Source organism: Kosakonia sp. S57, assembly GCF_016516575.1.
Taxonomy (GTDB): Bacteria; Pseudomonadota; Gammaproteobacteria; order Enterobacterales; family Enterobacteriaceae; genus Kosakonia; species Kosakonia cowanii.
The window spans coordinates 285986-312616 of sequence record NZ_JACVUL010000002.1 but is presented as its reverse complement, the minus strand read 5'-3'; the positions used below and the strand labels follow the sequence as shown (position 1 = coordinate 312616).

General features: G+C 55.8%; 22 protein-coding genes and 3 tRNA genes. 12 read left to right on the top strand and 13 right to left on the bottom strand.

Annotated elements, in window-relative coordinates:
- Positions 1 to 87 precede the first annotated feature (87 nt).
- Positions 88 to 163: transfer RNA gene (locus tag IAE48_RS03300), tRNA-Val, on the bottom strand.
- Between the two features lie 256 nt (positions 164 to 419).
- On the opposite strand from IAE48_RS03300, the gene gltX reads away from it, so the two are divergent.
- Entirely contained in the window at positions 420 to 1835 is a 1416-nt protein-coding gene (gltX, locus tag IAE48_RS03295; RefSeq protein ID WP_200133451.1) for a glutamate--tRNA ligase, read from the top strand.
- A gap of 64 nt (positions 1836 to 1899) precedes the next feature.
- On the opposite strand, the gene IAE48_RS03290 is transcribed toward gltX, so the two are convergent.
- The 4 genes from IAE48_RS03290 to IAE48_RS03275 form a co-directional block, all read right to left on the bottom strand.
- The gene (locus IAE48_RS03290) at positions 1900 to 2499 is read right to left on the bottom strand and encodes a nitroreductase family protein (protein WP_200133450.1); all 600 of its coding nucleotides are present in this window, start codon (positions 2497 to 2499) and stop codon (positions 1900 to 1902) included.
- 208 nt (positions 2500 to 2707) lie between these two features.
- Entirely contained in the window at positions 2708 to 2950 is a 243-nt protein-coding gene (locus IAE48_RS03285) for a DUF1158 family protein (protein WP_023479876.1), read from the bottom strand.
- 73 nt (positions 2951 to 3023) lie between these two features.
- A complete protein-coding gene (locus IAE48_RS03280) occupies positions 3024 to 4931 on the bottom strand; it encodes a methyl-accepting chemotaxis protein (RefSeq protein WP_200133449.1) in 1908 nt (635 codons plus the stop codon).
- Positions 4932 to 5151: 220 nt separating this feature from the next.
- On the bottom strand, positions 5152 to 6270 hold the full coding sequence (locus tag IAE48_RS03275; RefSeq protein ID WP_200133448.1) for a YbdK family carboxylate-amine ligase: 1119 nt from the start codon (positions 6268 to 6270) through the stop codon (positions 5152 to 5154).
- Positions 6271 to 6788: 518 nt separating this feature from the next.
- On the opposite strand from IAE48_RS03275, the gene IAE48_RS03270 reads away from it, so the two are divergent.
- The 4 genes from IAE48_RS03270 (at position 6789) to pheP (ending at position 13131) form a co-directional block, all read left to right on the top strand.
- Positions 6789 to 8987 (top strand): TonB-dependent receptor, encoded by a 2199-nt coding sequence (locus IAE48_RS03270; protein ID WP_370568935.1) that lies wholly within the window; start codon positions 6789 to 6791, stop codon positions 8985 to 8987.
- 131 nt (positions 8988 to 9118) lie between these two features.
- On the top strand, positions 9119 to 9379 hold the full coding sequence (locus tag IAE48_RS03265) for a DUF2534 family protein (RefSeq protein WP_023479829.1): 261 nt from the start codon (positions 9119 to 9121) through the stop codon (positions 9377 to 9379).
- Positions 9380 to 9678: 299 nt separating this feature from the next.
- The gene (locus tag IAE48_RS03260) at positions 9679 to 11619 is read left to right on the top strand and encodes a methyl-accepting chemotaxis protein (RefSeq protein WP_200133447.1); all 1941 of its coding nucleotides are present in this window, start codon (positions 9679 to 9681) and stop codon (positions 11617 to 11619) included.
- A gap of 114 nt (positions 11620 to 11733) precedes the next feature.
- On the top strand, positions 11734 to 13131 hold the full coding sequence (gene pheP, locus IAE48_RS03255; protein WP_124967658.1) for a phenylalanine transporter: 1398 nt from the start codon (positions 11734 to 11736) through the stop codon (positions 13129 to 13131).
- Positions 13132 to 13185: 54 nt separating this feature from the next.
- Here pheP and IAE48_RS03250 read toward each other — a convergent pair whose 3' ends face one another.
- Positions 13186 to 14610: an MFS transporter gene (locus IAE48_RS03250; RefSeq protein WP_200133446.1), complete on the bottom strand. Its 1425-nt coding sequence runs from the start codon at positions 14608 to 14610 to the stop codon at positions 13186 to 13188.
- 107 nt (positions 14611 to 14717) lie between these two features.
- Between IAE48_RS03250 and IAE48_RS03245 the strand changes: the two genes are divergently transcribed.
- On the top strand, positions 14718 to 15590 hold the full coding sequence (locus tag IAE48_RS03245; protein ID WP_233631385.1) for a helix-turn-helix transcriptional regulator: 873 nt from the start codon (positions 14718 to 14720) through the stop codon (positions 15588 to 15590).
- Here IAE48_RS03245 and IAE48_RS03240 read toward each other — a convergent pair.
- Together IAE48_RS03240 and IAE48_RS03235 are read right to left on the bottom strand one after the other, a co-directional pair.
- The gene (locus IAE48_RS03240; RefSeq protein ID WP_042718740.1) at positions 15587 to 15952 is read right to left on the bottom strand and encodes an MmcQ/YjbR family DNA-binding protein; all 366 of its coding nucleotides are present in this window, start codon (positions 15950 to 15952) and stop codon (positions 15587 to 15589) included. The two genes, IAE48_RS03245 and IAE48_RS03240, sit on opposite strands and share 4 nt — an antisense overlap.
- The gene (locus IAE48_RS03235) at positions 15942 to 16532 is read right to left on the bottom strand and encodes a TetR/AcrR family transcriptional regulator (protein WP_042718742.1); all 591 of its coding nucleotides are present in this window, start codon (positions 16530 to 16532) and stop codon (positions 15942 to 15944) included. Before IAE48_RS03235 ends, IAE48_RS03240 begins: the two co-directional genes overlap by 11 nt.
- A gap of 193 nt (positions 16533 to 16725) precedes the next feature.
- Here IAE48_RS03235 and IAE48_RS03230 point away from each other — a divergent pair, with 193 nt between their 5' ends.
- Positions 16726 to 17826: an MBL fold metallo-hydrolase gene (locus tag IAE48_RS03230; protein ID WP_200133445.1), complete on the top strand. Its 1101-nt coding sequence runs from the start codon at positions 16726 to 16728 to the stop codon at positions 17824 to 17826.
- Between the two features lie 37 nt (positions 17827 to 17863).
- The gene (locus tag IAE48_RS03225; protein WP_023479912.1) at positions 17864 to 18205 is read left to right on the top strand and encodes a RamA family antibiotic efflux transcriptional regulator; all 342 of its coding nucleotides are present in this window, start codon (positions 17864 to 17866) and stop codon (positions 18203 to 18205) included.
- Positions 18206 to 18234: 29 nt separating this feature from the next.
- On the opposite strand, the gene IAE48_RS03220 is transcribed toward IAE48_RS03225, so the two are convergent.
- Both IAE48_RS03220 and IAE48_RS03215 read right to left on the bottom strand, forming a co-directional pair.
- Complete coding sequence (locus IAE48_RS03220) at positions 18235 to 18627, bottom strand: YfeC-like transcriptional regulator (protein WP_200133444.1); 393 nt, start codon at positions 18625 to 18627, stop codon at positions 18235 to 18237.
- A 1-nt stretch (position 18628) separates the two neighbouring features.
- Positions 18629 to 18988: a YfeC-like transcriptional regulator gene (locus IAE48_RS03215; protein WP_094421437.1), complete on the bottom strand. Its 360-nt coding sequence runs from the start codon at positions 18986 to 18988 to the stop codon at positions 18629 to 18631.
- A 220-nt stretch (positions 18989 to 19208) separates the two neighbouring features.
- Between IAE48_RS03215 and IAE48_RS03210 the strand changes: the two genes are divergently transcribed.
- The 3 genes from IAE48_RS03210 (at position 19209) to IAE48_RS03200 (ending at position 21750) form a co-directional block, all read left to right on the top strand.
- Positions 19209 to 19284 (top strand) — tRNA-Ala (locus tag IAE48_RS03210).
- Between the two features lie 41 nt (positions 19285 to 19325).
- Positions 19326 to 19401 (top strand) — tRNA-Ala (locus IAE48_RS03205).
- 177 nt (positions 19402 to 19578) lie between these two features.
- Positions 19579 to 21750, top strand: coding sequence for an EAL domain-containing protein (locus tag IAE48_RS03200; RefSeq protein WP_200133443.1), 2172 nt, complete (start codon positions 19579 to 19581; stop codon positions 21748 to 21750).
- A 43-nt stretch (positions 21751 to 21793) separates the two neighbouring features.
- Here the strand turns inward: IAE48_RS03200 and IAE48_RS03195 are convergent, their stop codons facing one another.
- Positions 21794 to 22981 carry a NupC/NupG family nucleoside CNT transporter gene (locus tag IAE48_RS03195; protein WP_023479798.1) on the bottom strand — a complete coding sequence of 396 codons (1188 nt, stop codon included), beginning with the start codon at positions 22979 to 22981 and terminating at the stop codon, positions 21794 to 21796.
- A gap of 353 nt (positions 22982 to 23334) precedes the next feature.
- Between IAE48_RS03195 and IAE48_RS03190 the strand changes: the two genes are divergently transcribed.
- Complete coding sequence (locus IAE48_RS03190) at positions 23335 to 24582, top strand: Nramp family divalent metal transporter (RefSeq protein WP_200133442.1); 1248 nt, start codon at positions 23335 to 23337, stop codon at positions 24580 to 24582.
- A gap of 380 nt (positions 24583 to 24962) precedes the next feature.
- Here IAE48_RS03190 and IAE48_RS03185 read toward each other — a convergent pair whose 3' ends face one another.
- Both IAE48_RS03185 and mgrA read right to left on the bottom strand, forming a co-directional pair.
- Positions 24963 to 25310, bottom strand: a complete 348-nt coding sequence (locus tag IAE48_RS03185) for a DUF2502 domain-containing protein (RefSeq protein WP_023479767.1) — start codon at positions 25308 to 25310, stop codon at positions 24963 to 24965.
- Positions 25311 to 25434: 124 nt separating this feature from the next.
- Positions 25435 to 26433: an L-glyceraldehyde 3-phosphate reductase gene (gene mgrA / locus IAE48_RS03180; RefSeq protein ID WP_200133441.1), complete on the bottom strand. Its 999-nt coding sequence runs from the start codon at positions 26431 to 26433 to the stop codon at positions 25435 to 25437.
- Positions 26434 to 26631 lie beyond the last annotated feature (198 nt).

The window sequence follows — 26631 nt, the reverse complement described above, 5'->3', positions numbered from 1 at the left end:
CCCCCTCCTTGTAAGGGAGGTGCTCTCCCAGCTGAGCTAATCACCCACTTCTCATTCTTATCTACACTGCGGGAACCACAAAATTTGTGGTGGGTGATGACGGGATCGAACCGCCGACCCCCTCCTTGTAAGGGAGGTGCTCTCCCAGCTGAGCTAATCACCCCCGCTGTGTGGAGTCGCATTATAGGGAGAGTTGAAAATGAGTCAACGCATTTTCAAAAGAAATTGTTCGTTCGTCGTAAAATTAGACAAACCGCTGATGAATCGATCGCGAGCGCATGATTTATAAACAAAATAGCCCGTTTGCTGCGCCATTTCGGTAACAACATTGAGGAATCAGCCCACAGTGATAGAATATCGCCCACTTTTCTATTAGGTATTGCCGACGGTCGGCATCGCTATCAACGTAAGGCCAATTCATGAAAATCAAAACTCGCTTCGCGCCAAGCCCCACCGGCTATTTGCACGTTGGCGGCGCGCGCACTGCTCTCTACTCCTGGCTGTTTGCCCACAATCAAGGCGGTGAGTTTGTGCTGCGCATCGAAGACACCGATCTCGAGCGTTCCACTCCGGAAGCAATCGAAGCCATTATGGATGGCATGAACTGGCTGAGCCTCGAGTGGGATGAAGGCCCGTACTTCCAGACCAAACGCTTCGACCGCTATAACGCGGTGATTGATGAAATGCTGGAAGCGGGCACCGCCTATAAATGCTACTGCTCCAAAGAGCGTCTTGAGCAGCTGCGCGAAACGCAGATGGCAAATAACGAAAAACCGCGTTACGACGGCCGCTGCCGCCATGACCATACTCACCATGCTGCTGATGAGCCGTGCGTGGTGCGTTTTGCCAACCCGCAGGATGGGTCGGTAATTTTTGACGATCAGATCCGTGGTCCGATCGAATTCAGCAACATGGAACTCGACGATCTGATCATTCGCCGTACCGATGGCTCCCCGACCTACAACTTCTGCGTTGTCGTCGATGACTGGGATATGGAGATCACCCACGTGATCCGCGGTGAAGACCACATCAACAACACCCCGCGCCAGATCAACATCCTGAAAGCGCTGAATGCGCCGGTGCCGGTTTACGCGCACGTTTCAATGATCAACGGCGACGATGGTAAAAAGCTCTCCAAGCGCCACGGCGCGGTGAGCGTGATGCAGTATCGCGATGATGGTTACCTGCCGGAAGCGCTGCTCAACTACCTGGTGCGTCTGGGCTGGTCCAGCGGCGATCAGGAGATCTTCAGCCGCGAAGAGATGATCAAACTCTTCTCGCTGGGCGCGGTAAGCAAATCCGCCAGTGCGTTTAATACCGACAAACTGCTGTGGCTGAACCATCACTACATCAACACCCTGGCACCGGAGTATGTTGCTACCCATCTGCAGTGGCACATTGAGCAGGAAAATATTGATACCCGCACCGGTCCGCAGCTGGCGGAGCTGGTTACGCTGCTGGGCGAACGCTGCAAAACGCTGAAAGAGATGGCGGCAAGCTGCCGTTACTTCTATGAAGAGTTTGCGGAATTCGACGCTGATGCGGCGAAGAAGCACCTGCGTCCGGTTGCGCGCCAGCCGCTGGAAGTGGTTCGCGACAAACTCGCCGCCATTACCGACTGGAGCGCTGAAAACGTCCATCACGCCATTCAGGCCACCGCTGATGAGCTGGAAGTGGGCATGGGTAAAGTTGGCATGCCGCTGCGCGTGGCAGTGACCGGTGCCGGTCAGTCGCCGGGTCTGGATGTTACCGTTCACGCGATTGGTAAAACCCGCAGCATTGAGCGCATCAATAAAGCGCTGGGCTTTATCGCTGAGCGTGAAAGCCAGCAGTAAGCCAAAAAAAAGCCGCCTGAAAAGGCGGCTTTTTTAATTGTTCAGACACACGCCAGTGCGCAGCTTAACGCGCAACCACAAAGCGTTTATCGTCATCCATATACGTTTTTTCGCCTGCCGGAGCCATAATTGAACCGAAGTTCATATGAGCGCGCAGTTTCCAGCTCGCCGGAATATTCCAGGTGCGCTGCACATCTTCATCCACCAGCGGGTTGTAGTGCTGCAGGTTAGCGCCAATGCCTTTCTCTGCCAGCGCAACCCAGACAGCATACTGGGCGATACCGGTACTGTGTTCAGACCACACCGGGAAGTTATCGGCATAGGCGGCGAACTGCTCCTGTAAGCGGGTCACCACTTCCTGATCTTCAAAGAACAGCACAGAACCTGCTGCTGCCGCAAAACCATCTAATTTTTGCGACGTACCGTGGAAATTCTCTTCCGGCACGATTTTCTTCAGCTGCGCGCGAGTCAGTTCCCAGAACTGCTCATGCTCTTTACCCAGCAGGATCAGCGCACGTGAACTTTGCGAGTTGAACGCCGACGGTGCCTGGCGAATCGCTTCTTTAATAAGGTCAATCACCTCATCTTCTGCCAGCGGCAGGTTTTTGCCGAGAGCATAGATCGTTCTACGTTGTATAGCTAAAGCGAGAAAATTATCTGACATGATTCCTCCTGAAGTTATCTGCACCTCCGCTGTGCTGTCATCAGCAAACGGCGGAAAAAGCGCCCGAAGCAAATTTATAACCGGTTGATCATTCATTGCATCAATATGCTGCCTCGAAAAAGCATAGGCCTGGGATGCAATAAAGAAAAGTCCAACAATTTGCCGTTAACATTCAAAAAATTAGAATGAGCCAGAGAGCCACGCGGCGTTAAACCGCCAGCCAGCGCCGCCAGATAAAGCGTAAAACATAGAACTCGATGGTGCCGAGCAGCAAAAACCAGAGGCAGTAGAGCAGGGTATAAAACTGGTTTAAATCCAGCAGATGGAAGGTTTGCATCAGCGTTTGCGCCAGCTGCATGCCCAGCTGCGGCGCAGGTAGCAGCAGCACAGAGACAAAAGAGAGCAGCAGGATGCCCGCAAGCGTGACCATCGTTTCGAGGGGATGTTTCATAAGCGTTAATCGTTGATGAAAAAACGCATTGTCGGGGAAAGCTGGCCTGAGCGCAACGTTCCCCGACCTTTACTCAGGCGACCACGAAGCGGCCAACCAGCTCTGACATGGTTTCAGATTGTTGATCCAGCAGCTGGCTGGCGCTGGCCGCAATCGCCACCAGTCCGGCGTTTTGCTGCGTGACTTGCTCCAGCTGGTTGAGCGCTTCATGCACCTGCGAGACGCCGAGCGACTGCTCATTGGCCGCGTGGGCGATATCGCTGACAAACGACAGCATCTGGCCGGTATTCTCGCGAGCCGCATGCAGCGCGCGATCCGATGCCTGCGCCAGCGCCACGCCTTGCTGGATCTGATCCATATTTTTACTCACCAGTTCGCGGATCTGCTGTGCCTCGTTGGCGCAGCGCTGTGACAGGTTACGCACCTCTGATGCCACCACCGCAAAGCCTTTGCCCAGCTCACCGGCGCGTGCCGCTTCCACCGCGGCATTCAGTGCCAGCAGGTTGGTCTGAAACGAGATCTCATCAATTGAGCTGACAATGTTGGAGATCTGTTCACTGGAGTAACGGATAGCCGACATGCTGTTGCTGGTTTCACCCGCCACGCGGCTCGCCTCCTGCACCTGTTTCTCCATCTCCTGGGTCAGGCGTTTAGCTTCATTGGCATTGTCGGCGGTCATGTTTACCGCAGTGGCGATCTGCTCCATGCTGGCGGCGGTTTCCACCAGCGAGGCCGCCTGTTGATCGGTGCGGGAAGCCAGATCCTGGTTGCCGCTGGCGATCTCGGAGCTGGCACCACGCAGCACCCCGGCGCCATGTTTGATCTCGCTGACGATATGCTGAATATTCTCGATCGCCTGGTTGTAGGCGCGGTTAAGCAGAGAGAGCTCGTCGCTGCCCGGCACATCCAGCCGCTGAGTGAGATCGCCATCCATCCCTTCGATGGTCGCCAGTGAGTGCTGCAACTGGCGGTGAATGCTGCTGGCGACCAGCACGGCAAAGAAGAGGGCGATGACCAGTGCAATCACGCTTATCACCGCGAACAGCGTCACTTCGCGCCAGGCTTCATCAGCCAGCGTCTGCGCAGTAACCAGCAAGTGATTTGAGGCGGCATTTTCAACCGCTTTCAGGGTATTGATGCGCGCGGTCTGGGCGTTAAACCAGTCGGCGGGTGCAACGCCAAAGCCACCGGTTGCGGCATGATCGATAGCGGTCTGGCGTAAAGAGAGGGCGTTAAGTGCTTCTGGAGAGTTAAGCTGCGCGTTCATTTTCGCATTCACCTCTGCGGAGCTAAACGCGTGGGTTGCCGCCAGCCATGAGGCCTGTTTACCCACCACTTCATTAAGCTGGCGGAATTGCGCCTCGGTAAAGCGGTCGGCGGAGAAGACGTTCGACAGTAGCGCGCGCTCAATACCGCTCTGCTCTTTGGCATTCAGCACGCTGTAGTAGGCCGCCAGCTGGTTAACAATCTCGCCGTTATCCGTTAACTGGCTAATACCACCGACCACATTCAGCAGGTCATTAATAATGGTGCTGTACCACACCAGCGAATCGGAGCCGTTGACGCTTAATGCGCGCACCTGGTCGCGAAAGCCATTAATACCCTGCTGATGCTGGCGAAATTGCGCCAGCGCCTGGCGAATATCGCTATTCGCGTCCTGTTCCGGGAATTGGTCGAGCAGCGCGGTTAATTGCGTCAGCGCTTTTGTCGAGACCGGATATTGCGTGGATAACTCATTATTGAATTGCTGGCCTTTACTGCCGATATAACCAGCACTTAAACCGCGCTCTTTTTGCAATTCATGAATAACGCTCCCGGCCTCTTTCGCCAGCGTCGTTAATGAAATGATGGTATGCATCTGCTGGCCGGTCTCAACGCGTGACATGATGCCGCTGGCGGCAAGCCAGATAAGCGCAAACAACAGAGGCAGCAGAGCTAATAGCAGTTTTGACTTCATCGAGATACGGTAAATCCACTTCATAAATAGGCCTCTTGTTCGCGTGTATATATTTGTTATCGGAGTGATTACGCGCGGCCTTTATTTTAATGCAGGGGTTGTTGATATTTATCAATTCTCAGGAAATATTGTTACTCCATAAGTATTAGTTATTTAAGAAATCTCTCTGTTAATCAACGGAAAAAGAGTTTGCCGCAGGTGAAATATCCCCCACGGCAGAAAATAACCTTAAATAAGCTATGGATTATCCGGCGGCCCAAATTTCAGTGTGCTTTTTCATCAGGCCAATTAACGATCCGCCATCGGCAATAAATTCCCGCATCAGCTGCGCTTCGCTTTTGCCGCGTTTAACGCAGACGGCAATGTCATCCAGCGCGCTGCTGGCATTAAGTTTGTCGGCCCACGGCGCGATCTTCTCCAGCAGATGCGATACATCATCAGCAATGGTGCGCTGTTCGCCGGTATGCACATCGGTTATCACCCCCTTCAGGCCGAAGCGGCAGGCCTGAAAACGGTTGAATTTATACAGCAGGTAGTCCCGCTCCTGGAATTTAAACGGACGCTCAGCCAGCAGCCAGTGCGACAGCGCCTGAATAAAGCCTGCCAGGCTGACGGCGTGGGAAATAGTCAGTGGCGTATCCATCACCCGCACTTCAACGGTACCGAAACCGGGGCTCGGGCGAATATCCCAGTGCAGATCCTTAATGCTCTCAATCATCGAGGTGTAGCTTAAGCGGCGAAACAGCCCTTCAAACTCCTGCCAGTTCGCCACCCACGGCATTGGGCCGTTATCCGGGAAGGAGGAGAAAATATTGAGCCGCGAGGAGGCAAACTGCGTATCGGTGCCCTGAATATAGGGCGAGCTGGCGCTCAGGGCGATAAAGTGCGGAACAAAGCGCGACAGGCCGTGCAGCAGATAGATGGCATCGTCGCCATTGGTACAGCCGACATGGACATGCTGACCAAACACCGTTGCCTGCTGCATCAGGTAGCCGAACATCTCCAGCGTGCGGGCATAGCGCTCATCCGCGCAGATCTGTTGGCGCTGCCACTTCTGAAACGGGTGGGTGCCACCGCCGCAAATCTGCACGTGGTGCTCGCCTGCGGCTTGCAAAATGGCGTGGTGCATCGCCGAAAATTGATGCGCAACCTGGCGGATATCGCGACAGACGCCGGTGGCGATCTCCAGCATGCTTTCGGTGATGTCGTGCTTAACCTCACCGGCGCTGACGCGGTGCTGAAGGGTGTCGATCAGCCGGGATGAGTCCTGGCTTAAATCATAGCCCGGCGGGTTAACCACCTGCAGCTCCAGCTCAACGCCGAGGGTAAAGGGCTCAGAGACATGAAAATCGGGCAAAGGCATAACCATTCCTTACGCAAATGTTTGTTTGAGTATGGAAGGGAATCGCTAATTATGCCCGGCGCAGCGGGAGGGAAGAGGGGCGAAAAAGAAGCAAAAAAAAGCCCGCACAAACGGCGGGCAAAAAATACTGGAAGCAATGTGAGCAATGTCGTACCGAATACCTGAGTGAGACACTCAACTATTCGGTAATGCGAAAGATAATCTTTATCATCTTCGTGGTCAACCCTCTATTTTGTATGAGATTGCACTCTTCGTTATCAACGCGATCGATGCAGGGGAATAGAGTCAATTATGCTTGCCTCATTAAGGTTAATGAGTATAGTTCTCATTCTCTTTGGTGTTTGATGGTGTTGCCGCGGCGCAGCACGCCATCACAACCGGGATATTACCCGCCCACGCACACAGTCTACTAATGCGAAAAGGCAGGCGGGGAGAGGCAATGGCGACCAGCTTTCTGGCTGATGCCCTTAACCATCCGGCCTGAATGCGGGCCTTTTTCTCCACTTCGATATGAGTCGATGATGAATAACAGCAAACATACCTGGTCACCTTTGCGCAAGAGCTTGCTTGCGCTCGCGATTGGCGCGGCGACGCATGCCGTACAGGCAGCAACACCCGCCAGCGGAACGAAAGAGGAGACGCTGATTGTCCAGTCCACCAGCGGCAGCGATTTTAAACCCGGCGGCGACGCGCTGGTGCCAGCCTATCTCGATGGCCAGGTGGCCTATGGTGGGCGGCTTGGCATGCTGGGCGAACAGAAGGCGATGGATGTGCCGTTTAACGTGATCGGCTATACCTCGAAGCTGGTGCAGGATCAGCAGGCGAAGACTATCGCCGATGTGGTGCGTAATGATGCCGGGGTGCAGGTCAGCCAGGGCTACGGCAATATGGCGGAAACCTACCGCATTCGTGGTTTCAAACTCGATGGCGACGATATGCTGATGGGCGGCCTGGCGGACATTGTGCCGCGCCAGGTGGTTGATACGCAGATGCTCGATCGCATCGAGATCTTTAAAGGGGCGAATGCGTTAATGAACGGCGCGGCCAGCTCCGGCGTCGGCGGCATGATTAATCTGGAGCCGAAACACGCTGAAGATACCCCGCTGACGCGCCTCGGCGTCGATTACTCCTCACGCTCGCAACTCGGCGGCTCGCTGGATGTCGGGCGGCGTTATGGCGATAACAACCAGGTCGGGGTGCGCGTTAACCTGCTGCACCGCGAGGGTGAAACCACGGTCGAAGATGATAAGCGCCGCACCACCGTTGCCTCCGTTGGCCTCGATTATCGCGGCGAGCGCCTGCGCAGCTCCCTTGATGTTGGCTACCAGAAGAAGACCTTCCACGGTGGTTCGATGGGGGTCAATATCAGCAACATCGATTTCGTGCCCGCCGTGCCGGGTAACAGCAAAAACACCAGCCAGAAGTGGGCGTGGAGCGATATCGAAAACGAGTTTGGCCTCGCGCGCGCCGAGTATGATCTCACCGATATCTGGACGGCCTACGCCGCTTTTGGCGGCCAGCACTCTCATGAGCAGGGCGTCTATGGCGGGCCGAAAGTGATTAACGCTGCGGGCGATGCGACGATTGGCCGCCTCGACACCAATCGCATCAGCGATAGCTGGAGCGGCATGGCGGGCCTGCGCGGCAACTTCGATACCGGCCCGGTGTCGCACAAAGTCAACGTCGGTTACTCCGCCAGCATCAAGCAGGACAAAGTCGCCTGGCGCATGTCGTCGAAGAATCCGCTGGTCAATATCTACAACAACAGCGCGGTGCCGATGCCGGATTACAGCCTGACCGGCGGCAACTACAGCGATCCGTTAACCACCGGGCGCAACCGCACCCAGGGCTGGCTGTTGAGCGATACGCTCGGCGTGCTTGACGATACGCTGCTGTTCACCGCAGGCGCGCGGTATCAGAAAGTGTGGGTTCACAGTTACAACAATGCCACCGGTGACGAGAACCGCAACGCGCGCTTTATTGAAGATCGCTGGATGCCGACCTACGGCGTGGTCTACAAACCGTGGGAAGTCGTTTCGCTCTATGCCAACCATACCGAAGCACTGCAACCGGGCAGCACCGCGCCAGAAGGGGCGGCGAACCAGTATCAAACTACCGGCATCGCCCACTCGAAACAGAATGAAGTGGGGGTGAAAACGGACTTTGGCCGTATTGGCGGTACGCTGTCGCTGTTTGAAATTAAGAAACCGTCGGCTATTCAGAACAGCAGCACCAATATCTATGAGCTGAGCGGCGAGCAGCGCAACCGCGGCGTTGAGCTGAGTGTATTTGGCGAGCCGACGCTCGGCCTGCGCCTGAACGGCAGCGCAACCTGGATCGACGCCGAGATGACCAAAACTCAGGATGGCATCAATCAGGGCAATAAACCGGTTGGCGTGGCGAGCTTCTACTCGGTGCTGGGTGCGGAGTATGACATCACTGCGGTTGAGGGGCTGACGGCAACGGCGCGAGTCAATCACACCGGATCCCAGTACGCCAATGCGGCGAATAGCAAAAAGCTGGACAGTTACACCACCCTCGATCTCGGTGCGCGTTACCGCATGCGGTTGAATGCCGATCGCAACGAGATGGTATGGCGCGTCGGGCTGGATAACGTCACCAACAAGAACTACTGGGCAAGCGTTGAAGATAACGGCACCTATATCTATCAGGGCGGTGGCCGTGAGTTGAAAGTGTCAATGAGCTACGATTTTTAATCGCCAATGGCAGCAGGCCGGAGCGCGCTCAGCTTATCCGGCATGCTGCCTTTTATTTGCTCAATCACAACATTTAAACAGCAGATCGGTTACACTCGCGGCACAGAAAATCCACATAAAAGGAGAGTGAGATGCTGGAAAAACTACGAACCCGCGACGGGAAAAAATTTCTCTGCGCGGTGCTGGTGGTCTTCCTGATTGCCGTAAGCGTGGTGTCAAAAGTGACCTTCGAAGGCGTTGAGGATCAGTACAATCTGCCGATGTCCTCCTGGACCACCTCAATGTTTATCATGCAGGGCGCATGGGTGGCGATTTACAGCCTGATGTTCACCATCATCGGCTCGCTGCCGTTTGGCTTCTACTTCCTTGGCCCGAAAGACGATCGCGGCTGACCTTCTCGCCCCGGTTTCTCCACCGGGGCAGTTTCCGTTATCACATTATGTAAATAAAGTTATTGCCCCTCACGCAGTCGAAAACTCCGTATTAAGCATCACTGCCCGTTAAGTTAACTGCTGCTACATTAAGCACCGCGCTAGCCTGCTGCCTTGCTGGCGGAAAGGGCGTGTTTCCCTCTCCCCGTTGCCCATTTTTAACAATTAAAGATCAAAAAATAATCGCCGATAGCATTGCTACAGGGAGTGCATGCTGCAAGGAACATTGACGACATAAGGCTGACTCCAGGAGAGCCGTAATGGCCAGACAATTCGTGAATAAAAAAATGAGCACCCGCGCGCAAATGCTGCTGACGGGCGCCATCACCATCACCCTCGGTTTTGTGGTCACTATCGGGGTACTGAGCTGGCAGTCCAGCAATCAGCAAAAAGCGCTCGCCGAACAATATCTGCAAAAAATCGCCCGCAGTGAGGCGCTCAATATTCAGCAACAGCTTAACTATGCGCGCGATGTGGCGCATAACCTCGGCCACAGCCTGGCCGCGTTGCCGCAGGCCGGGATCACCGATCGTAACGTGGCGAATAAGTTAATTGAGTACGCGGTACGCGATAACCCGGACTACCTCTCCGTGTCGGTGATTTTTGAAGAGAACGCCTTCGATGGCCGCGACGCAGAGTTCGACGGCAAACCGGATCAGGCTCCCAAAGGGCGCTACGCGGTGTTTGCCGATCGCGATCCCGCCGGGAAATACGCCATGCATCCGCTGCTCTCGATCTTGACGCCGGGGCAGGGCGACTACTACCTCGTGCCGCAACGCACGCAAAAAGATACGCTGATCGAACCCTACAGCTATGCCTATAACGGGGTCCCGACGCTGTTAACCTCGGTCGCCGCGCCAATCATTAATGACGGCAAACTCAACGCGGTGGTCACCTCCGACATTTCGCTGGCTTCACTGCAACAGAAAGTGAATCAGATCAAACCGTGGGAAGGCGGCGGCTATGCGATGCTGCTCTCCACCTCGGGAAAAGTGATCTCCTACCCGGATAAGACACTGACCAGTAAACCCTACCCTGGTAATACCGAAGGCTTTACCACCAGTGTGGTGGAGCAGGATGATCCGATCCTTGGCGAGAAAGCGCTGGTGACCTGGCAGCCCATCACGATCGGTAACAGCACCGATAACTGGTATCTGGGCATCGTCGCCCCGGTCAGCCAGGTGATGGCCGCCGCTAACCGCCAGCTGCTTAATGCCGTGATCCTTGGCGTTATCAGCATCCTGCTGGTCAGCGCGCTGCTGGGCGTGCTCTTTAGCCGTAAAGTGTTGAAGCCGATTGGCGGTGAGCCACTGGAGGGGGCGAGCATTGCGCTGGCGGTCGCCGAAGGCAAACTCGATAACGTTATTGCGGTAAAAGCGGGCGATCGCAGTAGCCTCTTCTATGCGCTGCACACCATGCAGGAACAGCTGCGCCAGATGGTGGGGCAGATCCAGGAGGCGAGCAGTTCTGTGCGCCAGGGCGCTGGCGAGATTGTCAGCGGTAACATCAACCTCTCGTCACGTACCGAGCAGCAGGCCGCCGCGCTGGAGCAGACCGCCGCCAGTATGGAGCAGTTTAGCGCCACGGTTAAACACAACGCCGACAATGCGCACCATGCTACCGCGTTGACCGCCAATGCCACGCAGATTGCCAGCCGCGGCGAAGCGCTGGTGGGCCAGGTGGTTCAAACGATGTCGCAGATTGACGATAGCGCGAAGAAGATTGGCGATATCACCGCCATTATCAACAGTATTGCCTTCCAGACCAATATCCTGGCGCTGAACGCCGCGGTGGAAGCGGCACGTGCCGGCGAGCAGGGGCGTGGCTTTGCCGTAGTTGCCTCGGAAGTGCGTAATCTGGCAAGCCGCAGCGCCGATGCGGTGAAAGAGATTGGCGCACTGATTGAAGAGTCCGGCAAGCGGGTGGAAACCGGGGTGCAACTGGTGAACGACGCCGGTAAAACCATGCAGGAGATGACCCAGGCGGTGAACTCGGTGCAGTCCATCATCAATGAGATTGTCAGCGCCTCCGATGAGCAAGCCAAAGGCATCGGCCAGGTGACCATTGCGGTCAACGAAATGGATGGCGTGACGCAGCAGAACGCCTCGCTGGTGCAGGAGATGGCTGCCGCCGCAACGTCGCTGGAAGATCAGGCAGAGCAGCTGGCGCAGAGCGTACAGCAGTTCCGTCTGCAGGCCTGACTGGAGCGGGGAGTCGGTTAGTACAGGCTCCCCGCTGCCGGTACCATTTCTTGCCAGCCCCTGGCGGAGATGTTAAAAGGTGCCCCTTTAAATGAAACCACAAAGGGGAAGGACGTGAAAAACGCGTCACAGGTCGTGGGGAGCATGACCGGGACCGCGTCGGAGGCAGCGCCGACGCTACAACGGGGATTAAAGAACCGTCATATTCAGCTTATTGCCCTTGGCGGCGCCATTGGCACCGGGCTGTTTCTCGGCATCGGTCCGGCAATTCAGATGGCCGGGCCTGCGGTGTTACTCGGCTACGCTATCGCCGGCATTATCGCCTTTTTGATTATGCGCCAGCTCGGTGAAATGGTGGTTGAAGAGCCGGTCTCAGGTTCGTTTTCCCACTTCGCCTTTAAGTATTGGGGGCCATTTGCGGGCTTCCTCTCCGGCTGGAACTACTGGGCAATGTTTGTGCTGGTCGGCATGGCGGAACTGACCGCCGCCGGGATCTATATGCAGTACTGGTTCCCCGATATCCCGACCTGGGTCTGGGCCGCCACCTTCTTCGTTATCATCAACGCCGTTAACCTCGTCAATGTGCGCCTGTATGGCGAAACCGAATTCTGGTTTGCGCTGATCAAAGTGCTGGCAATTATCGGCATGATTGGCTTTGGCATCTGGATGCTGTTCACTGGCCACGGCGGCGAGCGCGCCAGTATTAATAATCTCTGGCAGTACAACGGCTTTTTTGCCACCGGCTGGCATGGGCTGGTGCTGTCGCTGGCCGTGATTATGTTCTCGTTCGGCGGCCTTGAGCTGATTGGTATTACCGCCGCGGAAGCGAGCGAGCCGCACACCACCATTCCAAAAGCGGTTAACCAGGTGGTTTACCGTATTCTGCTCTTCTACATCGGTTCGCTGGTGGTGCTGCTGGCGCTCTATCCGTGGATTGACGTGCAGGCTAACAGTAGCCCGTTTGTGATGATCTTCCACGAACTTGACAGCAATCTGGTCGCTTCAGCACTCAACTTCGTCATTCTGGTGGCTTCACTGTCGGTCTATAACAGCGGCGTTTACTCCAACAGCCGGATGCTGTTTGGCCTGTCGGTGCAGGGAAATGCGCCCGCGTTTTTAACACGTGTCAGCCGTCGCGGCGTACCGGTCAACTCGCTGATCCTCTCCGGCGCGATTACCTCACTGGTGGTGTTGGTGAACTATCTGCTGCCACAGAAAGCCTTTGCTATGCTGATGGCGCTAGTGGTCGCGACCCTGCTGCTGAACTGGATCATGATTTCGCTGGCGCACCTAAAGTTCCGCGCCGCGATGCGCCGCAAAGGGCGCGATCCGCAGTTCAAAGCGCTGCTCTTTCCGGCGGGCAACTACCTCTGCATCGGCTTTATGCTGTTCATTCTCGGCCTGATGTACTCCATCGACGATATGCGCCTGTCGGCCATTTTGCTGCCGGTGTGGATTGTGTTCCTGTTTGCCGCCTTCAAACTGCTGCGGCGGACACCGAAGCGCGCATAAGCCTCAGTATCAAAAGAGAAAACGCCAGCCTCCGTGCTGGCGTTTTTATGTGCCTCAGGCACTGGTCGGGCAGCGGGGCGCTAACTGCCGACGGGCAACGAGTGCCGCTGCGACAAGCACCAGCATCATCACCACCTCTGTTGCCAGAAAACCGCTTAGCGCCGCGCTGTAGTCGCCGTGCGACTGGCCGACAAGGTGAAGAAAGATGCCGCCGAGCAGCGCAGGCCCCAGACCGAGCGCCGACTGTTGCAGCGTGCTGAGCAGCGCGCTGCCTGCGCCTGCGTCCTGGGCGGTGATGTCACGCATGCCGATGCGGTAGAAGCTGTTGACGATCAGCGCCTGGCCGTAGCCAATCAGCAGGGTTGCCGGGGCGAGTGCCAGCACGCCGACCACGCGGCCTGAGAGGTGCAGAGTCACCATCAGCGTCAGTAAACCGGCAATCTGAATGGTAAGCCCGGTCAACAAAATGGTGCGCATGCTGTAGCGGCTAATCAGCTTCGGCGCATACCAGGCAGCGATAAAATAGGCGACGCCGAGGGCGATAAAACTATTTCCGGACTGGTAGGGGGTCATGCCCATCCCGGCCTGCAAGGTGAGCGCCATGCAGAACATAAACCCGGCCCAGGCGCTGAAAAAGAGCAGCGCAATCAGCAAACCAAAGCGGATACTCGGCAGCTTAAGCAGGCGCGGCGGCACCAGCGGCGTGATGCCGCGCTTCTCCTGTTGCACCGCGCTGCTGCGCATCCACAGCGCCAGCGGGAAGAGGGCCAGCAGCGCCGCTTTGCTCTGCCACGGCCAGTGCATCTCCGGGCCTAATGCCAGCGGGAAAAGCAGGCAGCAGAGGATCAGCGCCAGCGCAGTCGTGCCTTGCCAGTCAATACGTGTGCGCTGTTCGCTGCGGGTTTCCGGCACGTAGCGGCGGCTCAGCAGTAGCACAAGCAGGCAAATGGGCACATTGATAAAGAAGGCGTTGCGCCAGCCAAGCCCGGCGATATCCGCCGACACCAGCCAGCCGCCGCCCATCTGCCCGATGATAAACGCCACGCCGCCCACCCCGCCGTAGAGACTGATGGCGCGGGCATGCGCAGTGCCTTTCAGCGTGACATGCAAAGTGGCGAGGATCTGCGGCACAATCAGCGCGGCGCCCATTCCCTGTAGCGTGCGCGCCGCCAGCAGGGCAGAGACCGAGTTCGCCAGCCCGCACAGCAGCGAGGCGATGCCGAACAGCGCAACGCCCCATAAAAAGATGCGGCGGCGGCCGAGGTTATCCCCCAGTTTGCTGCCCATCGCCAGACAGACGGCAAATGCTACGCCATAGAGCGCGACAATCAGCGCCAGTTGGGTAGCTGAAGTGTGTAACGACAGGGTGATGGAATCGAGTGCCACATTGGTGATTGAGGTGTCAATCAGCGGCAGCATCTGCCCGGTTAACAGTAAAAACAGGCCCGCCCGGCCCGGAGAAACAGCAGACGTATTCATGGTAACTCCATTGCGTCATTCATCAGATGGACGTAGCATCGCCGAATGAGAAAACGGGTACCAGTTCTTGCCTATACGGGTACTGGTACTACCATGCTGGAGGGTTTATGACGTTGATGGTGGATAAACAGCCGCAGCTGGCGCTGCTTGAAGAGAGCCGCAAACAGCTGGGCGCGTTTCTGCGCGCGCGGCGCGAAAGCCTCGACCCGCAGCGCCTCGGCCTGCCGCGCAGCAGCCGGCGGCGCACGCCGGGCCTCAGACGTGAAGAGGTAGCGCTGCTAGCCGATGTTGGTGTCACCTGGTACACCTGGCTGGAGCAGGGCCGCGAGGTGAACCCCTCGGCTAATGTTTTGCAGGCGATAGCCTCCGCATTGCAGTGCACGCCAACCGAGACGCGGCATCTTTTTCTGCTGGCTGGTTTAGCGCCGACCGAAGCGCTCAACTCCCCGCAGTGCGAAGGCATCAGCGACAGCACGCGCCGCCTGCTGGACAGCCTGCTGCCGAATCCTGCCAGTATCCAGAAACCCAATTTCGATATTGTCGCGTGGAATGCCGGGTTTGAGCGCCTGATGGGCATCAAGTTTGACGAGATCCCGGAAGATGACCGCAACTGCATCTATCTCTACTTAACCCATCCGCAGTGGCGCAGCCGCTTAGGGCTGGATGATCAGGTGCTTTCGACTTTCGTTGCCTATTTCCGGGCGGCCATGGCCGCGCACCGCGGGGATGCGATATGGGAAGCGAAGCTGGCGCGCTTTTGCGCGGCGTCGGCGGAGTTTGAAACGCTGTGGCGCAAGCACTATGAAGTGAGCGGCGTGGAGAATAAGGTCAAGGTCTTTGTGCACCCGCAGCTTGGCACGATTACCCTGCAGCAGATGTACTGGTACTCCGCGCCGCGTAACGGATCGCGGTTACTGGTCTATATGCCGGTGGATGAGCAGGGCGAACAGGCGCTGCAGTGGCTGGCGCAGAACGCTTAAGGGCGCAGGCGCTTCTGATCTTTTCGCGGCAGGGTGTCGACCACGCGATCCCAGGCGTGCTGGATCAGGGATTCGAGCAGCGAGAGGTCAATCTCATCGCCTGCGTAAACCGAGATCCAGTGCTTTTTATTCATGTGATAGCCCGGTTCAATGCTGGGGTAGATCTGCTGATTGAGCAGGGCAACCTGCGGCTCTGATTTCATCGTTACCATCGGCCTGCCGTGGGCGGTGGTGGTCATCATAAAGATCTTGCCGCACACCTTGAAGACGTCATGTTCCGGGCCAAACGGCCAGCAGTGCTCGGTAAAGGGGAGCGACAGCGCGTAGCGATGAGCGCTCTCCTGCAAGGTTTTACTCTCCATCGTTTTCCTCCTTCGCCAGCGCGCGCCACATCGCCTCAAAGCCGAGGCGCTTAAGCTCTTTGGTCCGCGAGGGATCGCGTCCCGCAAAGTTGATGGTGGTTTCCGCCATCGCCAGGAAAATGGCATCGCCAAAGGCGGCGTACTCATCCGAGAGGAAAACCGGGCGCACCGAGCGGTGGCACAGTTCATGTAGCTCCGGGAAGATATCAGCCACCTGCTGCTTGGTTTCGGCGGTCAGCTTTTCGCTGATGGCGATCTGGCGCACCGCATGGTGGCCGTTGGGGTGGCGAATACCCCAGTCGATATAGCTGTCCCAGATGGAGTGGGTGTGCACCTTCGAATCGCTGCTGGAGCGGTCGAGATTCGCCAGCATGGTGCCGCAAAGATCGGTTTTCAGATGCAGATAGAGCGCGTTCAACAGATCGTCTTTGGTGGCGAAGTAGCGAAACAGTGTCCCTTCCGCGACGCCTGCATTACGGGCGATAAGCGCGGTCGAGGCGGCAATCCCTGACTGGGCAATCGCTTTGGTTGCTGCTTTCAGTAATGCCAGTTTCTTATCTTCACTCTTCGGACGAGCCACGCCGCTTTTCTCCGCTTTTTACAAAAACCACGATTGAAACATGCCCTTTGAGAGGCTGCAACGTCGAATATCAAACAACGAAAAATCGTCTTGACGATTTAATGTTCGTTTCTATAATGAGTGCTTACTCACTCATAATCAAGTTCAATGAGTATCGTCTCAACGGATGGGATCGATTTAGCCGGGTCAGGATATGAAACGTCTCACTATCAGCGTGGTTGTCGTTATGCTCGTTGCGTCTGCTGCAAGCTTACCTTTTGTTCTGAATGCCGGTTTTGGCCAGCCACCGCAGGGTGAGGCGCTCAGCGCCGTGGAAAAATCGCCCCATTACCGCGATGGCGCATTTCACAATACATTGCCGACGCCGGGCTTTACCGGTGAGCAAAATAAGCTGGCGTTGTGGTGGGATTTTCTCTTCGGTAAACGCGAAAACGCGCGCCCGCAGCAGCCGCTACCGATGGTGGCAACCGATCTTGCGGCGCTGCCGTTGCAGGAGGATACGCTGGTCTGGATGGGGCACTCCTCGTGGTATATGCAGCTGGCGGGCAAACGCATCTTGATCGACCCGGTGCTGAGCGACTACGCCGCGCCGTTCTCCTTTCTCAATAAAGCGTTTGCCGGTAACGGCGTCTGGACCGCAGAGAGTATGCCGGAGATCGATCTGCTGATTATCTCCCATGACCACTATGACCACCTCGATCACGCCACCATCAAGGCGCTGATGCCGAAAATCAAACGGGTTGTTACGCCGCTCGGCGTTGGCTCCCATCTGCGTTACTGGGGGATGGAGGCGGCGAAGATTGAGGAGGCGGACTGGCAACAGAGCGTGCAGGTCAGCGATACGCTTAGCGTCAATATTCTGCCCGCGCGTCACTTCTCCGGCCGTGGACTGAAGCGCAACCAGACGCTGTGGGCCAGCTTTCTGTTTGTCACCCCTGAACGCAAAGTCTACTACAGCGGCGACAGCGGTTATGGCCCGCACTTTAAGGCCATCGGCGACAGGTTCGGCCCTATCGATATTGCCATTATGGAGAATGGGCAGTACGACGAGGCGTGGAAATATATTCATATGATGCCGGAGCAGAGCGCGCAGGCGGCGCAGGATCTGCAGGCACGCGCAGTGCTGCCGGGCCATGCCGGGCGTTTTGTGTTGGCAAAACACAGCTGGGACGATCCGTACAAACGTTTAGCGGCTGCCAGCCGCGATAAAGAGTTTCGCTTACTGACACCGAAGCTGGGCGAAGTGGTGTTTGCGGCCGATACGGCGCAAACATTCAGCGCCTGGTGGGAATAAACCATTTAATTAATCGAAGTGCAGGGGGGATCGCAGCATGACTATTTCCGCTCAGGTTATCGACACTATCGTCGAGTGGATCGACGACAATCTTCATCAACCCTTGCGTATTGATGAGATTGCCGCGCACGCAGGCTACTCCAAGTGGCATCTGCAACGGCTCTTTTTGCAGTACAAAGGGGAGAGCCTCGGGCGCTATATCCGCGAGCGCAAACTCGCGCGCGCCGCGCAGGATTTACGCAACACCGATCAGAAGGTTTACGACATCTGCCTGAAATATGGCTTCGATTCGCAACAAACTTTCACGCGGATCTTTACGCGCACCTTTAACCAGCCGCCGGGAGCCTACCGGCGTGAAAACCATCAGCACACCCATTAACAGTACAAACCGGCATCTGGCCGGTTTTTTCACTCTTGTATCGTCTGCTTAATACCTAAGCGGTTGCAAAAGGTGCTCAGCCCTTCCCGTGCCAGCAGCACTTCAAGCTGGTGCAGTTCGTCAGCGGTAAGCATCTGCAAGGCGTTGATGATATTTTGCATGGTGCCTGGCGCGGTGAGATAGGGCGTTGGCGGTTCGGCGAGCGAGCTGTTAAAACCGCTGTGGCGCATGGCAGGCAGTTCCATCACCAGGCTCAGCACTTTATCCGTGATCAATACGTAGCGGGCGCGGCCCCCTTTTACGCCGGGGAGACTCTCGGTTTTCCACTTATGACGTTTGATCCAGCGGTTGATGGTCTGTCGTGTGACGCCGAGGCGGTTGGCTAACTCAGCGGTGGTCATTTTGCTTGGTAATGTGTTCATCTTATTTCTGGTCGCGGATCCCTAAACGTTGCAACAGGCCGGTGATGCCGTCGCGTAAAAGCATTGAAGAGAGCAGAGTGCGCTCGGCGTCGGTCATCTCTTTTGCCAGCCTGAGCAGAAGTGCTTCCAGTGAAGCGTCGCTGCTGGCGTTGTCGGTAGAAGGGGAGAGTTCATTGCGCTGCGCGCTGCGGATAAAGGCGCGAACCTGTTCATTAACGTGAACCAGGCGGGCTTTTCCTCCCTGAACGCCAGGTTTTGGCGAGGTGATCCACCCCTCTTTACGCACCCATTTATTGATGGTTTGCCGGCTGTACCCGGTAAGCGTAGCCAGCTCTTCCGGCGTCATTCGTTCCTTGAGCATATAATTTCCCGGTGAGTAGTAAGGGTAATTAGTGGTTTATGTTATAGCACCATTTTAGATGAAAATGTGACAGGTTTAACTGCTGGCTGCGAGGCGCTTCGCAAGGGGATTCAATTGCATGCTTTTTCAGCGGTTGATAAAGGGGCGGTGATTTTGCCGTTGACACCTGACAAGGGAATTCATATCATGCCGCCCGTCAACACGACACGCTTTACGCGATGGGGCTATAGCTCAGCTGGGAGAGCGCTTGCATGGCATGCAAGAGGTCAGCGGTTCGATCCCGCTTAGCTCCACCAAATTCCGAACCCAACGGAACTGGTGCGTAAAGTAACATTGTGGGGCTATAGCTCAGCTGGGAGAGCGCTTGCATGGCATGCAAGAGGTCAGCGGTTCGATCCCGCTTAGCTCCACCAAAATTTGAACCCTCGCGTTTACGCGGGGGTTTTTTGTTTCGGGTTTTCTCTACGCTGTTGTCTGATAAAGATGCATCTCTGCCATTTTCTCGCCCATTTCCCTTGCTTGCTTCACTCTTTCAATAAACCTATTATTCATGGTAATTATTTTTTAACCACCAGAGCCGACATTATTTTATGAAATCCGGTTACGTGAAGCCGTTTCTGCTGGCGTTAATGATGTGCCTGGTGGCCATTCCCGTAGCCCGTTATATTTCGCCGAAAACGGTCGTTGATGGCGGCAATATTTATCTCGCCTGGTTACCCTTAAGCGTTACGCTGGCGCTGCTGCTGTTATTTGGTCGTCACGCCATTGCGCCGCTCATTATCGGCTCCGCCATCATTAATGAGATTGCTTTTCATCTGCCTTTCGACGAAGCGGCAGTGCTGCTCTTCTGCCAGCTGTTTATTCTCTTTATCGTGTGCGGCATTGTCCGCTGGCAGCTTGGTTCGCGCTGGCGTTACGGTATTCCCAATAAAAATATGGGGGTACGCATTTTATGGCTGGGATTTATTGCGCCCGTCGGGATAAAAATAGCGATGTATCTTGCCGGGGAGTGGCTTAATTATCCGGTCTATCTCTCCAATTATTTCGGCAGCGGTTCGTTAATATTCTCAATAATCGATATTCAGAGTTTGATGTGTTCGGCGTTGATTTTCACCATGATTGTTTATTATCCGATGCGCATGATCCTCAATCCGCGCTTCGCAAAAGTGTGGTGGCGCCGTAGCGTTATTCCCTGTTTTAGCAAAAGAAAACGTTTATTTAGCCTGGGCTGGCTGGCGACATTAATCACCGTTGTGGCGCTTCTATGCGCACCCTATAAATCAGATCTGATTGCCGGTTATCTGGTACCGGTGATCTTTATTATCTTCAACTTTGGCTGTAGCCGCCTGCCGGGCACTTTTCTGACGCTGAGCTGGTCCATATCGGCTTTCCTGTTGCTGGCCTATAACAACAACTTTTTTCATGGCGTACGTGCGGATTACTCGCTGGCGTTTGTCATGTCAGTGCTGATCTGTTTCACCGTCTGCCTGCTCTATAACATCCGCGTTTTCAACCGCAGCCTGTGGCTAAAGCGGCGCTGGCAGGTGCAAGCGATGAGCGATCCCCTCACCGGGCTGCCCAATCTGCGCGCGCTGGAAAGAGAAGTGGAGCGCCAGCCGGGCAGTATCGTCTGCTGCCTGCATATGAAAAATCTCGATTTCCTCAGCCGCCACTTTGGCATGATGATGCGCGTGCATGTGAAGCGCAGCGTCACCCGCACGCTGCAACCCTGGCTGCGTGAAGGAGAGCATTTCTTTCAGCTGCCCGGCAATGAATTACTCCTGCTACTCAGTGGGCCAGAAACCCTGGCGCGCCTGCACTCGATGCTGGATCGCCTTAACAGCCAGCGCATCTGCTGGAATAAGAACCCGCTGGAGATTGAGTTCGGTGCCTCGTGGGGCGAACTGCAGGGCAACCGGGAGGCGTTGCAGCAGACGCTCGGCCAGCTGAGCTGGCTGTCAGAGCAGACGGACAGCGAAAATCGTGTGCTGGCGCTCACTAACAGCCTGGCGGAAGTGAATACCCAGACCACTGAGCGCGTGCTGCAACTGGAGAGGGTGAAACGGGCGCTGGAGGAGGGCGGGATTACGCTCTATGCCCAGCCCATCGTCGATGCCAATGGCGAGGGCTATCACGAGATCCTCTCAAGGCTGGTCAGCGATGGCCATATCATCATGCCCGACCAGTTTATTCCGGTGATTGCCCAGTTTGATCTCGGTTCGCGCTTCGATATGCAGGTCGTCGAAACGCTGCTGAAATGGATGCAGGCGCATCCGCAGCCTGCTACAAAGCCACGTTTCTCCCTCAACCTGATGCCGCTGACCCTGATGCAACAATCCTTCGCTACCCAGTTTCTTGCACTGTTTGCGCGCTACGGCATCGCCGCGCAGGCGGTGATTATCGAAATTACCGAGGAGCAGGCCTTCTCCCACTCGGAAGTGAGCATCCGTAATATCACGCGCTTACGCGAGGCGGGGTTTAAGATCGCCATTGATGACTTCGGCACCGGCTACGCCAACTTCGAGCGTTTAAAGCGCATCAAGGCGGATATCATCAAGATCGACGGCTGTTTTGTGCGCGATATTCTCACTGATCCGCAGGATGCGATGATCGTGAAAGCGATATGCGATTTGGCAAAGGCCAAGGGTCTGACGGTGGTGGCCGAGTATGTGGAGAGCGAGGCGCAGCGCGAGTTGCTGCTGAATGCGGGCGTCGACTACCTGCAAGGCTATCTGCTCGGCAAGCCGCAGCCGCTGGCATAAAAAAACCGGGGCAGGCCCCGGTTTTTGTTAAAGCATGTTCGAATCAGATAACCAGCGCCGCGATCGCCGCAGAGAGCACGCTCACCAGCGTCGAACCGTAAACCAGCTTCAGACCAAAGCGGGAAACCACGTTGCCCTGCTCTTCGTTCAGGCCCTTGATCGCGCCTGCGATAATGCCGATAGAGGAGAAGTTAGCAAAGGAGACCAGGAAGACCGAGAGGATACCTTCCGAACGCGGAGAGAGGGTGGAGGCAATTTTCTGCAGATCCATCATCGCCACGAATTCGTTGGAGACCAGTTTAGTCGCCATGATACTCGCCACCTGCAACGCTTCATGAGCCGGTACGCCCAGCACCCAGGCAACCGGGTAGAAAATGTACCCCAGAATGCCCTGGAAGGAGATGCCCAGCACGGCAGCGAAAAGGGCGTTCAGGCCGGAAATCAGCGCGATAAAGCCAATCAGCATCGCCGCAACGATAATCGCCACTTTGAAACCTGCCAGAATGTATTCACCCAGCATCTCAAAGAAGCTCTGACCTTCGTGCAGTTTCGCCATCTGCAGGTTCTCTTCGCTCTCATCCACGCGGTACGGGTTGAGCAGCGAGAGCACGATAAAGGTACTGAACATGTTCAGCACCAGCGCTGCGACGACATATTTCGGCTGCAGCATGGTCATGTAGGCACCTACAATCGACATTGAAACCGTCGACATTGCGGTCGCAGCCATGGTGTACATGCGGTTGCGTGACATTTTGCCGAGGATATCTTTATAAGCAATAAAGTTCTCGGATTGACCCAGAATCAGGGAGCTGACCGCGTTAAACGATTCCAGTTTACCCATGCCGTTCACTTTCGACAGCACCGTACCGATGGCGCGAATCACAATCGGCAGGACGCGAATGTGCTGCAAAATACCAATCAGCGCAGAGATAAAGACGATCGGGCAGAGCACTTTCAGGAAGAAGAAGGCCAGGCCTTCGTCATTCATTTTGCCGAAGACGAAGTTGGTGCCTTCGTTGGCAAAGCCGAGCAGTTTTTCAAACATCTCGGAGAAGCCTTTTACGAAGCCAAGGCCGACATCAGAGTTGAGGAAGAACCAGGCCAGCACAACTTCAATCACCAGCAGTTGAATAACAAAGCGGATGCGGATCTTTTTGCGATCGCTGCTCACGAGCAAGGCAAGCAGCGCCACAACAGCAAGCGCCAGGACAAAGTGCAGAACGCGGGACATATTTGCTCCAAATATGAGACGGGTAGGAATTTCGTGCACATTCTATGTAACAAGACAAAAGAAAACGAGATCAAAGGCACACTATATTAATGTCCTGTGACCAGACTCAAAATTAGTGATCAAACATACAATTCAGGTATGTTAATAAAGGCCGTGAAAAGTTGCGTCACGCTGCTAGACTCATAACATAACGCTGCGGTAAATGTTGTCGCCGCCGTCACCATCCTTGGCATTCAACCCTTCTATTGTTTCAGGCTATCAGAGAAATCAAGTAAACCCATCCTAACGATCTTGATAATCATTCTCATTTTGGTAGCATCAAACATAGCAAAGGCTATATTTAGGGGCAATAAATGAGCAGTAGTCGCGTGGAGAGCAGTAACGGACGGGCAGCACGCAAACTCCGGTTTGCGCTGATGGGGCCTGCATTTATCGCTGCTATTGGTTACATCGATCCGGGTAACTTTGCCACCAATATTCAGGCGGGCGCGACCTTCGGCTACCAGCTTTTATGGGTAGTGGTGTGGGCGAACCTGATGGCGATGCTCATTCAGCTGCTTTCTGCCAAGCTCGGTATTGCGACCGGCAAAAATCTCGCGGAGCAGATCCGCGATCACTATCCGCGCCCGCTGGTGTGGTTTTACTGGGTGCAGGCGGAAATTATCGCCATGGCGACGGACCTCGCGGAGTTTATCGGCGCGGCGATTGGCTTCAAGCTGATCCTCGGCGTGTCGCTGATGCAGGGCGCGGTGCTGACCGGGATCGCCACCTTCCTGATCCTGATGCTGCAAAAGCGCGGGCAGAAACCGCTGGAAAAGGTGATTGGCGGCCTGCTGCTGTTTGTCGCGGCGGCCTATATCGTTGAGCTAATTTTCTCGCAGCCGAAGCTGGCGGCGCTGGCAAAAGGGATTGTTATTCCTACGCTTTCAGGCACTGATGCGGTGTTCCTTGCCGCCGGGGTACTGGGCGCGACCATTATGCCGCACGTCATCTATCTGCACTCCTCCCTGACGCAAAACCTGCATGACGGTACGCGCCGGGAGCGTTATTCCGCCACCAAATGGGATGTCGGGCTGGCAATGACCATTGCCGGATTTGTTAACCTGGCGATGATGGCGACAGCTGCGGCGGCATTTCACTTTAATGGACACACCGGGGTGGCCGATCTCGACCAGGCCTATTTAACGCTGGAGCCACTGTTAAGCCATGCCGCGGCGACTATTTTCGGCCTCAGTCTGGTGGCTGCGGGTCTCTCTTCGACTGTCGTTGGTACGCTGGCCGGGCAGGTGGTGATGCAGGGGTTTGTCCGGTTCCATATTCCGCTGTGGGTACGCCGTACCATCACTATGATGCCATCGTTTATTGTTATCTGGCTGGGGCTGGACCCGACGCGAATCCTGGTGATGAGCCAGGTGCTGCTGAGCTTTGGTATCGCGCTGGCGCTGGTGCCGCTGTTGGTGTTTACCAGTAATGCAAAATTGATGGGCGAACTGGTGAATACCGTGCTGGTAAGACGCACTGGCTGGGTGATTGTCGCGCTGGTGGTGTGCCTGAATGGCTGGCTGCTGGTGGGAACGCTTGCCGAGTTGATGGGTAAATAATGCCCGGTGGCAATGGGCGTATCGTTTCTGCGGTTTGAATGCCCGATGGCGCTACGCTTATCGGGCCTACGAATCTTGTGCGGTTTGAAGGTTCGGTGTTGAATGCCCGATGGCGCTACGCTTATCGGGCCTACGAATCTGGTGCGTTTTGAAGGTTTGGTGCTGAACGCCCGATGGCGCTGCGCTTATCGGGCCTACGAATCTTGTGCGGTTTGAAGATTCGGTGTTGAATGCCCGATGGCGCTACGCTTATCGGGCCTACAAAAATTTATCGGCGCACAAAACTTTTCGGGGGCTGGATCGCGTAGGCCGGATAAGGCGTTAGCCGCCATCCGGCACTTTACGTTTCACCGGGTAATCAAATTACCTGCGAAACACAATTAATGGTGGTGTCCATGCCCGTGACCGCGACCCGGTCCACGGCGATCGTCACGATCGTTCCAGCCTTCGCGATAGCCACGCTCATAGGCGTCACGCTTGTCCCAACCACGTTTATCCCAGCCACGATGCCAGCCGCGGTCATGTTTATGCCAGCGGTGATCGCGCCACTCATAATTATTGTTCCAGTAATTGCGGTCGCGCCAGCGGCCGCCGTCCCAGTAGTTACCATAATTATCGCGATCGCCAATCTGCAATTTAACCGACGGCAACAGGGTGATTTCTCCAGCATTGGCGGCCAGCGGCGCAAAAGCCAGTAATACTGCTGCCAGAATCAGTGACCTGAACATACTCTTCTCCTTCACGATCGGGCCGGGGAGGCCTGTGGCGGCAATATTACGGGGCGCGCAAACCCCGTATTAGTGGCGGAACTCCTAAATCATCGTTAAGAGCACGTTTTGCTAAAATGCTCGTTTACTGCGTGCCGGCGAGAATGGCGTCAATCTCCTCACACTCCTGCGCGCTAAATGTCCGGTTCGCCAGCATCCCCACCGCATCGTCAAGCTGGCTGGTTTTGCTGGCACCAATCAGCACCGACGTCACTTTCCCGCCGCGCAGCACCCACGCCAGCGCCATCTGCGAGAGCTTCTGCCCGCGGCGCCCAGCCACGGCATTCAGCGCCCATACCGTCGCCAGTTTCTCTTCGGTGAGTTGATCCGGGTTGAGGAAGCGGCTGCCGCTCGCCGCGCGCGAATCTGCCGGGATCCCTTGCAGATAGCGGTCAGTCAACTGCCCACCAGCTAGCGGCGAAAACGCGATACTGCCAACGCCTTTCTCCTGCAACAGATCCAGCAACTCGCTCTCGACCCAGCGTTCAAACAGCGAGTATTTCGGCTGATGGATCAGGCACGGCGTGCCGAGATCGTTAAGGATCTCGATCGCTTCCCGCGCCTGTGCCGCCGGATAGTTCGACAGCCCGACATAGAGCGCCTTACCCTGGCGCACCAGGTGATCGAGTGCGCGCATTGTCTCTTTCAGCGGTGTCTCGGGATCCGGGCGGTGATGATAGAAAATATCGACATACTCAGTGCCCATGCGCCGCAGGCTCTGATCGAGGCTGGCAACCAGATATTTGCGCGATCCCCAGTCGCCATAAGGGCCGTCCCACATGGTGTAACCGGCTTTGCTGGAGATAATCAGCTCATCACGATAGGGGCGGAAATCCTCCTGCATGATGCGCCCAAAGTTGCTCTCGGCCGAGCCGGGAGGTGGCCCGTAGTTATTCGCCAGATCGAAATGGGTGATGCCGAGGTCAAAGGCGTGGCGCAGCAGCTGTCGGCTGGTCTCAAGCAGTGTGGCATCGCCAAAGTTATGCCACAGCCCGAGCGACACCAAAGGCAATTTGAGCCCGCTCTCGCCGCAACGGTTATAGGCCATTTTTTCATAACGTGCGGGGTCCGCCAGGTAAACCATGCAAATACTCCTGATAAAAGGGGAAGCGATAAATTCCAGGCACAAAAGCGCGCCATGTTGCGCACTATTTCAGCGCACAAACGCGCTCCAGGTATCTCCTTGTAACGCACTGCGGCAATAAGGCAGTAATCAGTCTGAAAGCTTAGGGCTAATCTGTGATGTAGATCGATAATAAAGGGGCACTCGTGATATGGTCGT

Coding starts and splice junctions, on each gene's coding strand:
- IAE48_RS03195 (WP_023479798.1), bottom strand. CDS start 22,981: ATGTCCCGCGTTCTGCACTTTGTCCTGGCGCTTGCTGTTGTGGCGCTG.
- IAE48_RS03275 (WP_200133448.1), bottom strand. CDS start 6,270: ATGCCTTTGCCCGATTTTCATGTCTCTGAGCCCTTTACCCTCGGCGTT.
- IAE48_RS03265 (WP_023479829.1), top strand. CDS start 9,119: ATGCTGGAAAAACTACGAACCCGCGACGGGAAAAAATTTCTCTGCGCG.
- IAE48_RS03245 (WP_233631385.1), top strand. CDS start 14,718: ATGACGTTGATGGTGGATAAACAGCCGCAGCTGGCGCTGCTTGAAGAG.
- IAE48_RS03290 (WP_200133450.1), bottom strand. CDS start 2,499: ATGTCAGATAATTTTCTCGCTTTAGCTATACAACGTAGAACGATCTAT.
- mgrA (WP_200133441.1), bottom strand. CDS start 26,433: ATGGTTTACCTGGCGGACCCCGCACGTTATGAAAAAATGGCCTATAAC.
- IAE48_RS03270 (WP_370568935.1), top strand. CDS start 6,789: ATGATGAATAACAGCAAACATACCTGGTCACCTTTGCGCAAGAGCTTG.
- IAE48_RS03220 (WP_200133444.1), bottom strand. CDS start 18,627: ATGAACACATTACCAAGCAAAATGACCACCGCTGAGTTAGCCAACCGC.
- IAE48_RS03190 (WP_200133442.1), top strand. CDS start 23,335: ATGAGCAGTAGTCGCGTGGAGAGCAGTAACGGACGGGCAGCACGCAAA.
- IAE48_RS03215 (WP_094421437.1), bottom strand. CDS start 18,988: ATGCTCAAGGAACGAATGACGCCGGAAGAGCTGGCTACGCTTACCGGG.
- IAE48_RS03185 (WP_023479767.1), bottom strand. CDS start 25,310: ATGTTCAGGTCACTGATTCTGGCAGCAGTATTACTGGCTTTTGCGCCG.
- IAE48_RS03225 (WP_023479912.1), top strand. CDS start 17,864: ATGACTATTTCCGCTCAGGTTATCGACACTATCGTCGAGTGGATCGAC.
- IAE48_RS03240 (WP_042718740.1), bottom strand. CDS start 15,952: ATGGAGAGTAAAACCTTGCAGGAGAGCGCTCATCGCTACGCGCTGTCG.
- IAE48_RS03230 (WP_200133445.1), top strand. CDS start 16,726: ATGAAACGTCTCACTATCAGCGTGGTTGTCGTTATGCTCGTTGCGTCT.
- IAE48_RS03250 (WP_200133446.1), bottom strand. CDS start 14,610: ATGAATACGTCTGCTGTTTCTCCGGGCCGGGCGGGCCTGTTTTTACTG.
- IAE48_RS03260 (WP_200133447.1), top strand. CDS start 9,679: ATGGCCAGACAATTCGTGAATAAAAAAATGAGCACCCGCGCGCAAATG.
- IAE48_RS03280 (WP_200133449.1), bottom strand. CDS start 4,931: ATGAAGTGGATTTACCGTATCTCGATGAAGTCAAAACTGCTATTAGCT.
- IAE48_RS03285 (WP_023479876.1), bottom strand. CDS start 2,950: ATGAAACATCCCCTCGAAACGATGGTCACGCTTGCGGGCATCCTGCTG.
- gltX (WP_200133451.1), top strand. CDS start 420: ATGAAAATCAAAACTCGCTTCGCGCCAAGCCCCACCGGCTATTTGCAC.
- IAE48_RS03200 (WP_200133443.1), top strand. CDS start 19,579: ATGAAATCCGGTTACGTGAAGCCGTTTCTGCTGGCGTTAATGATGTGC.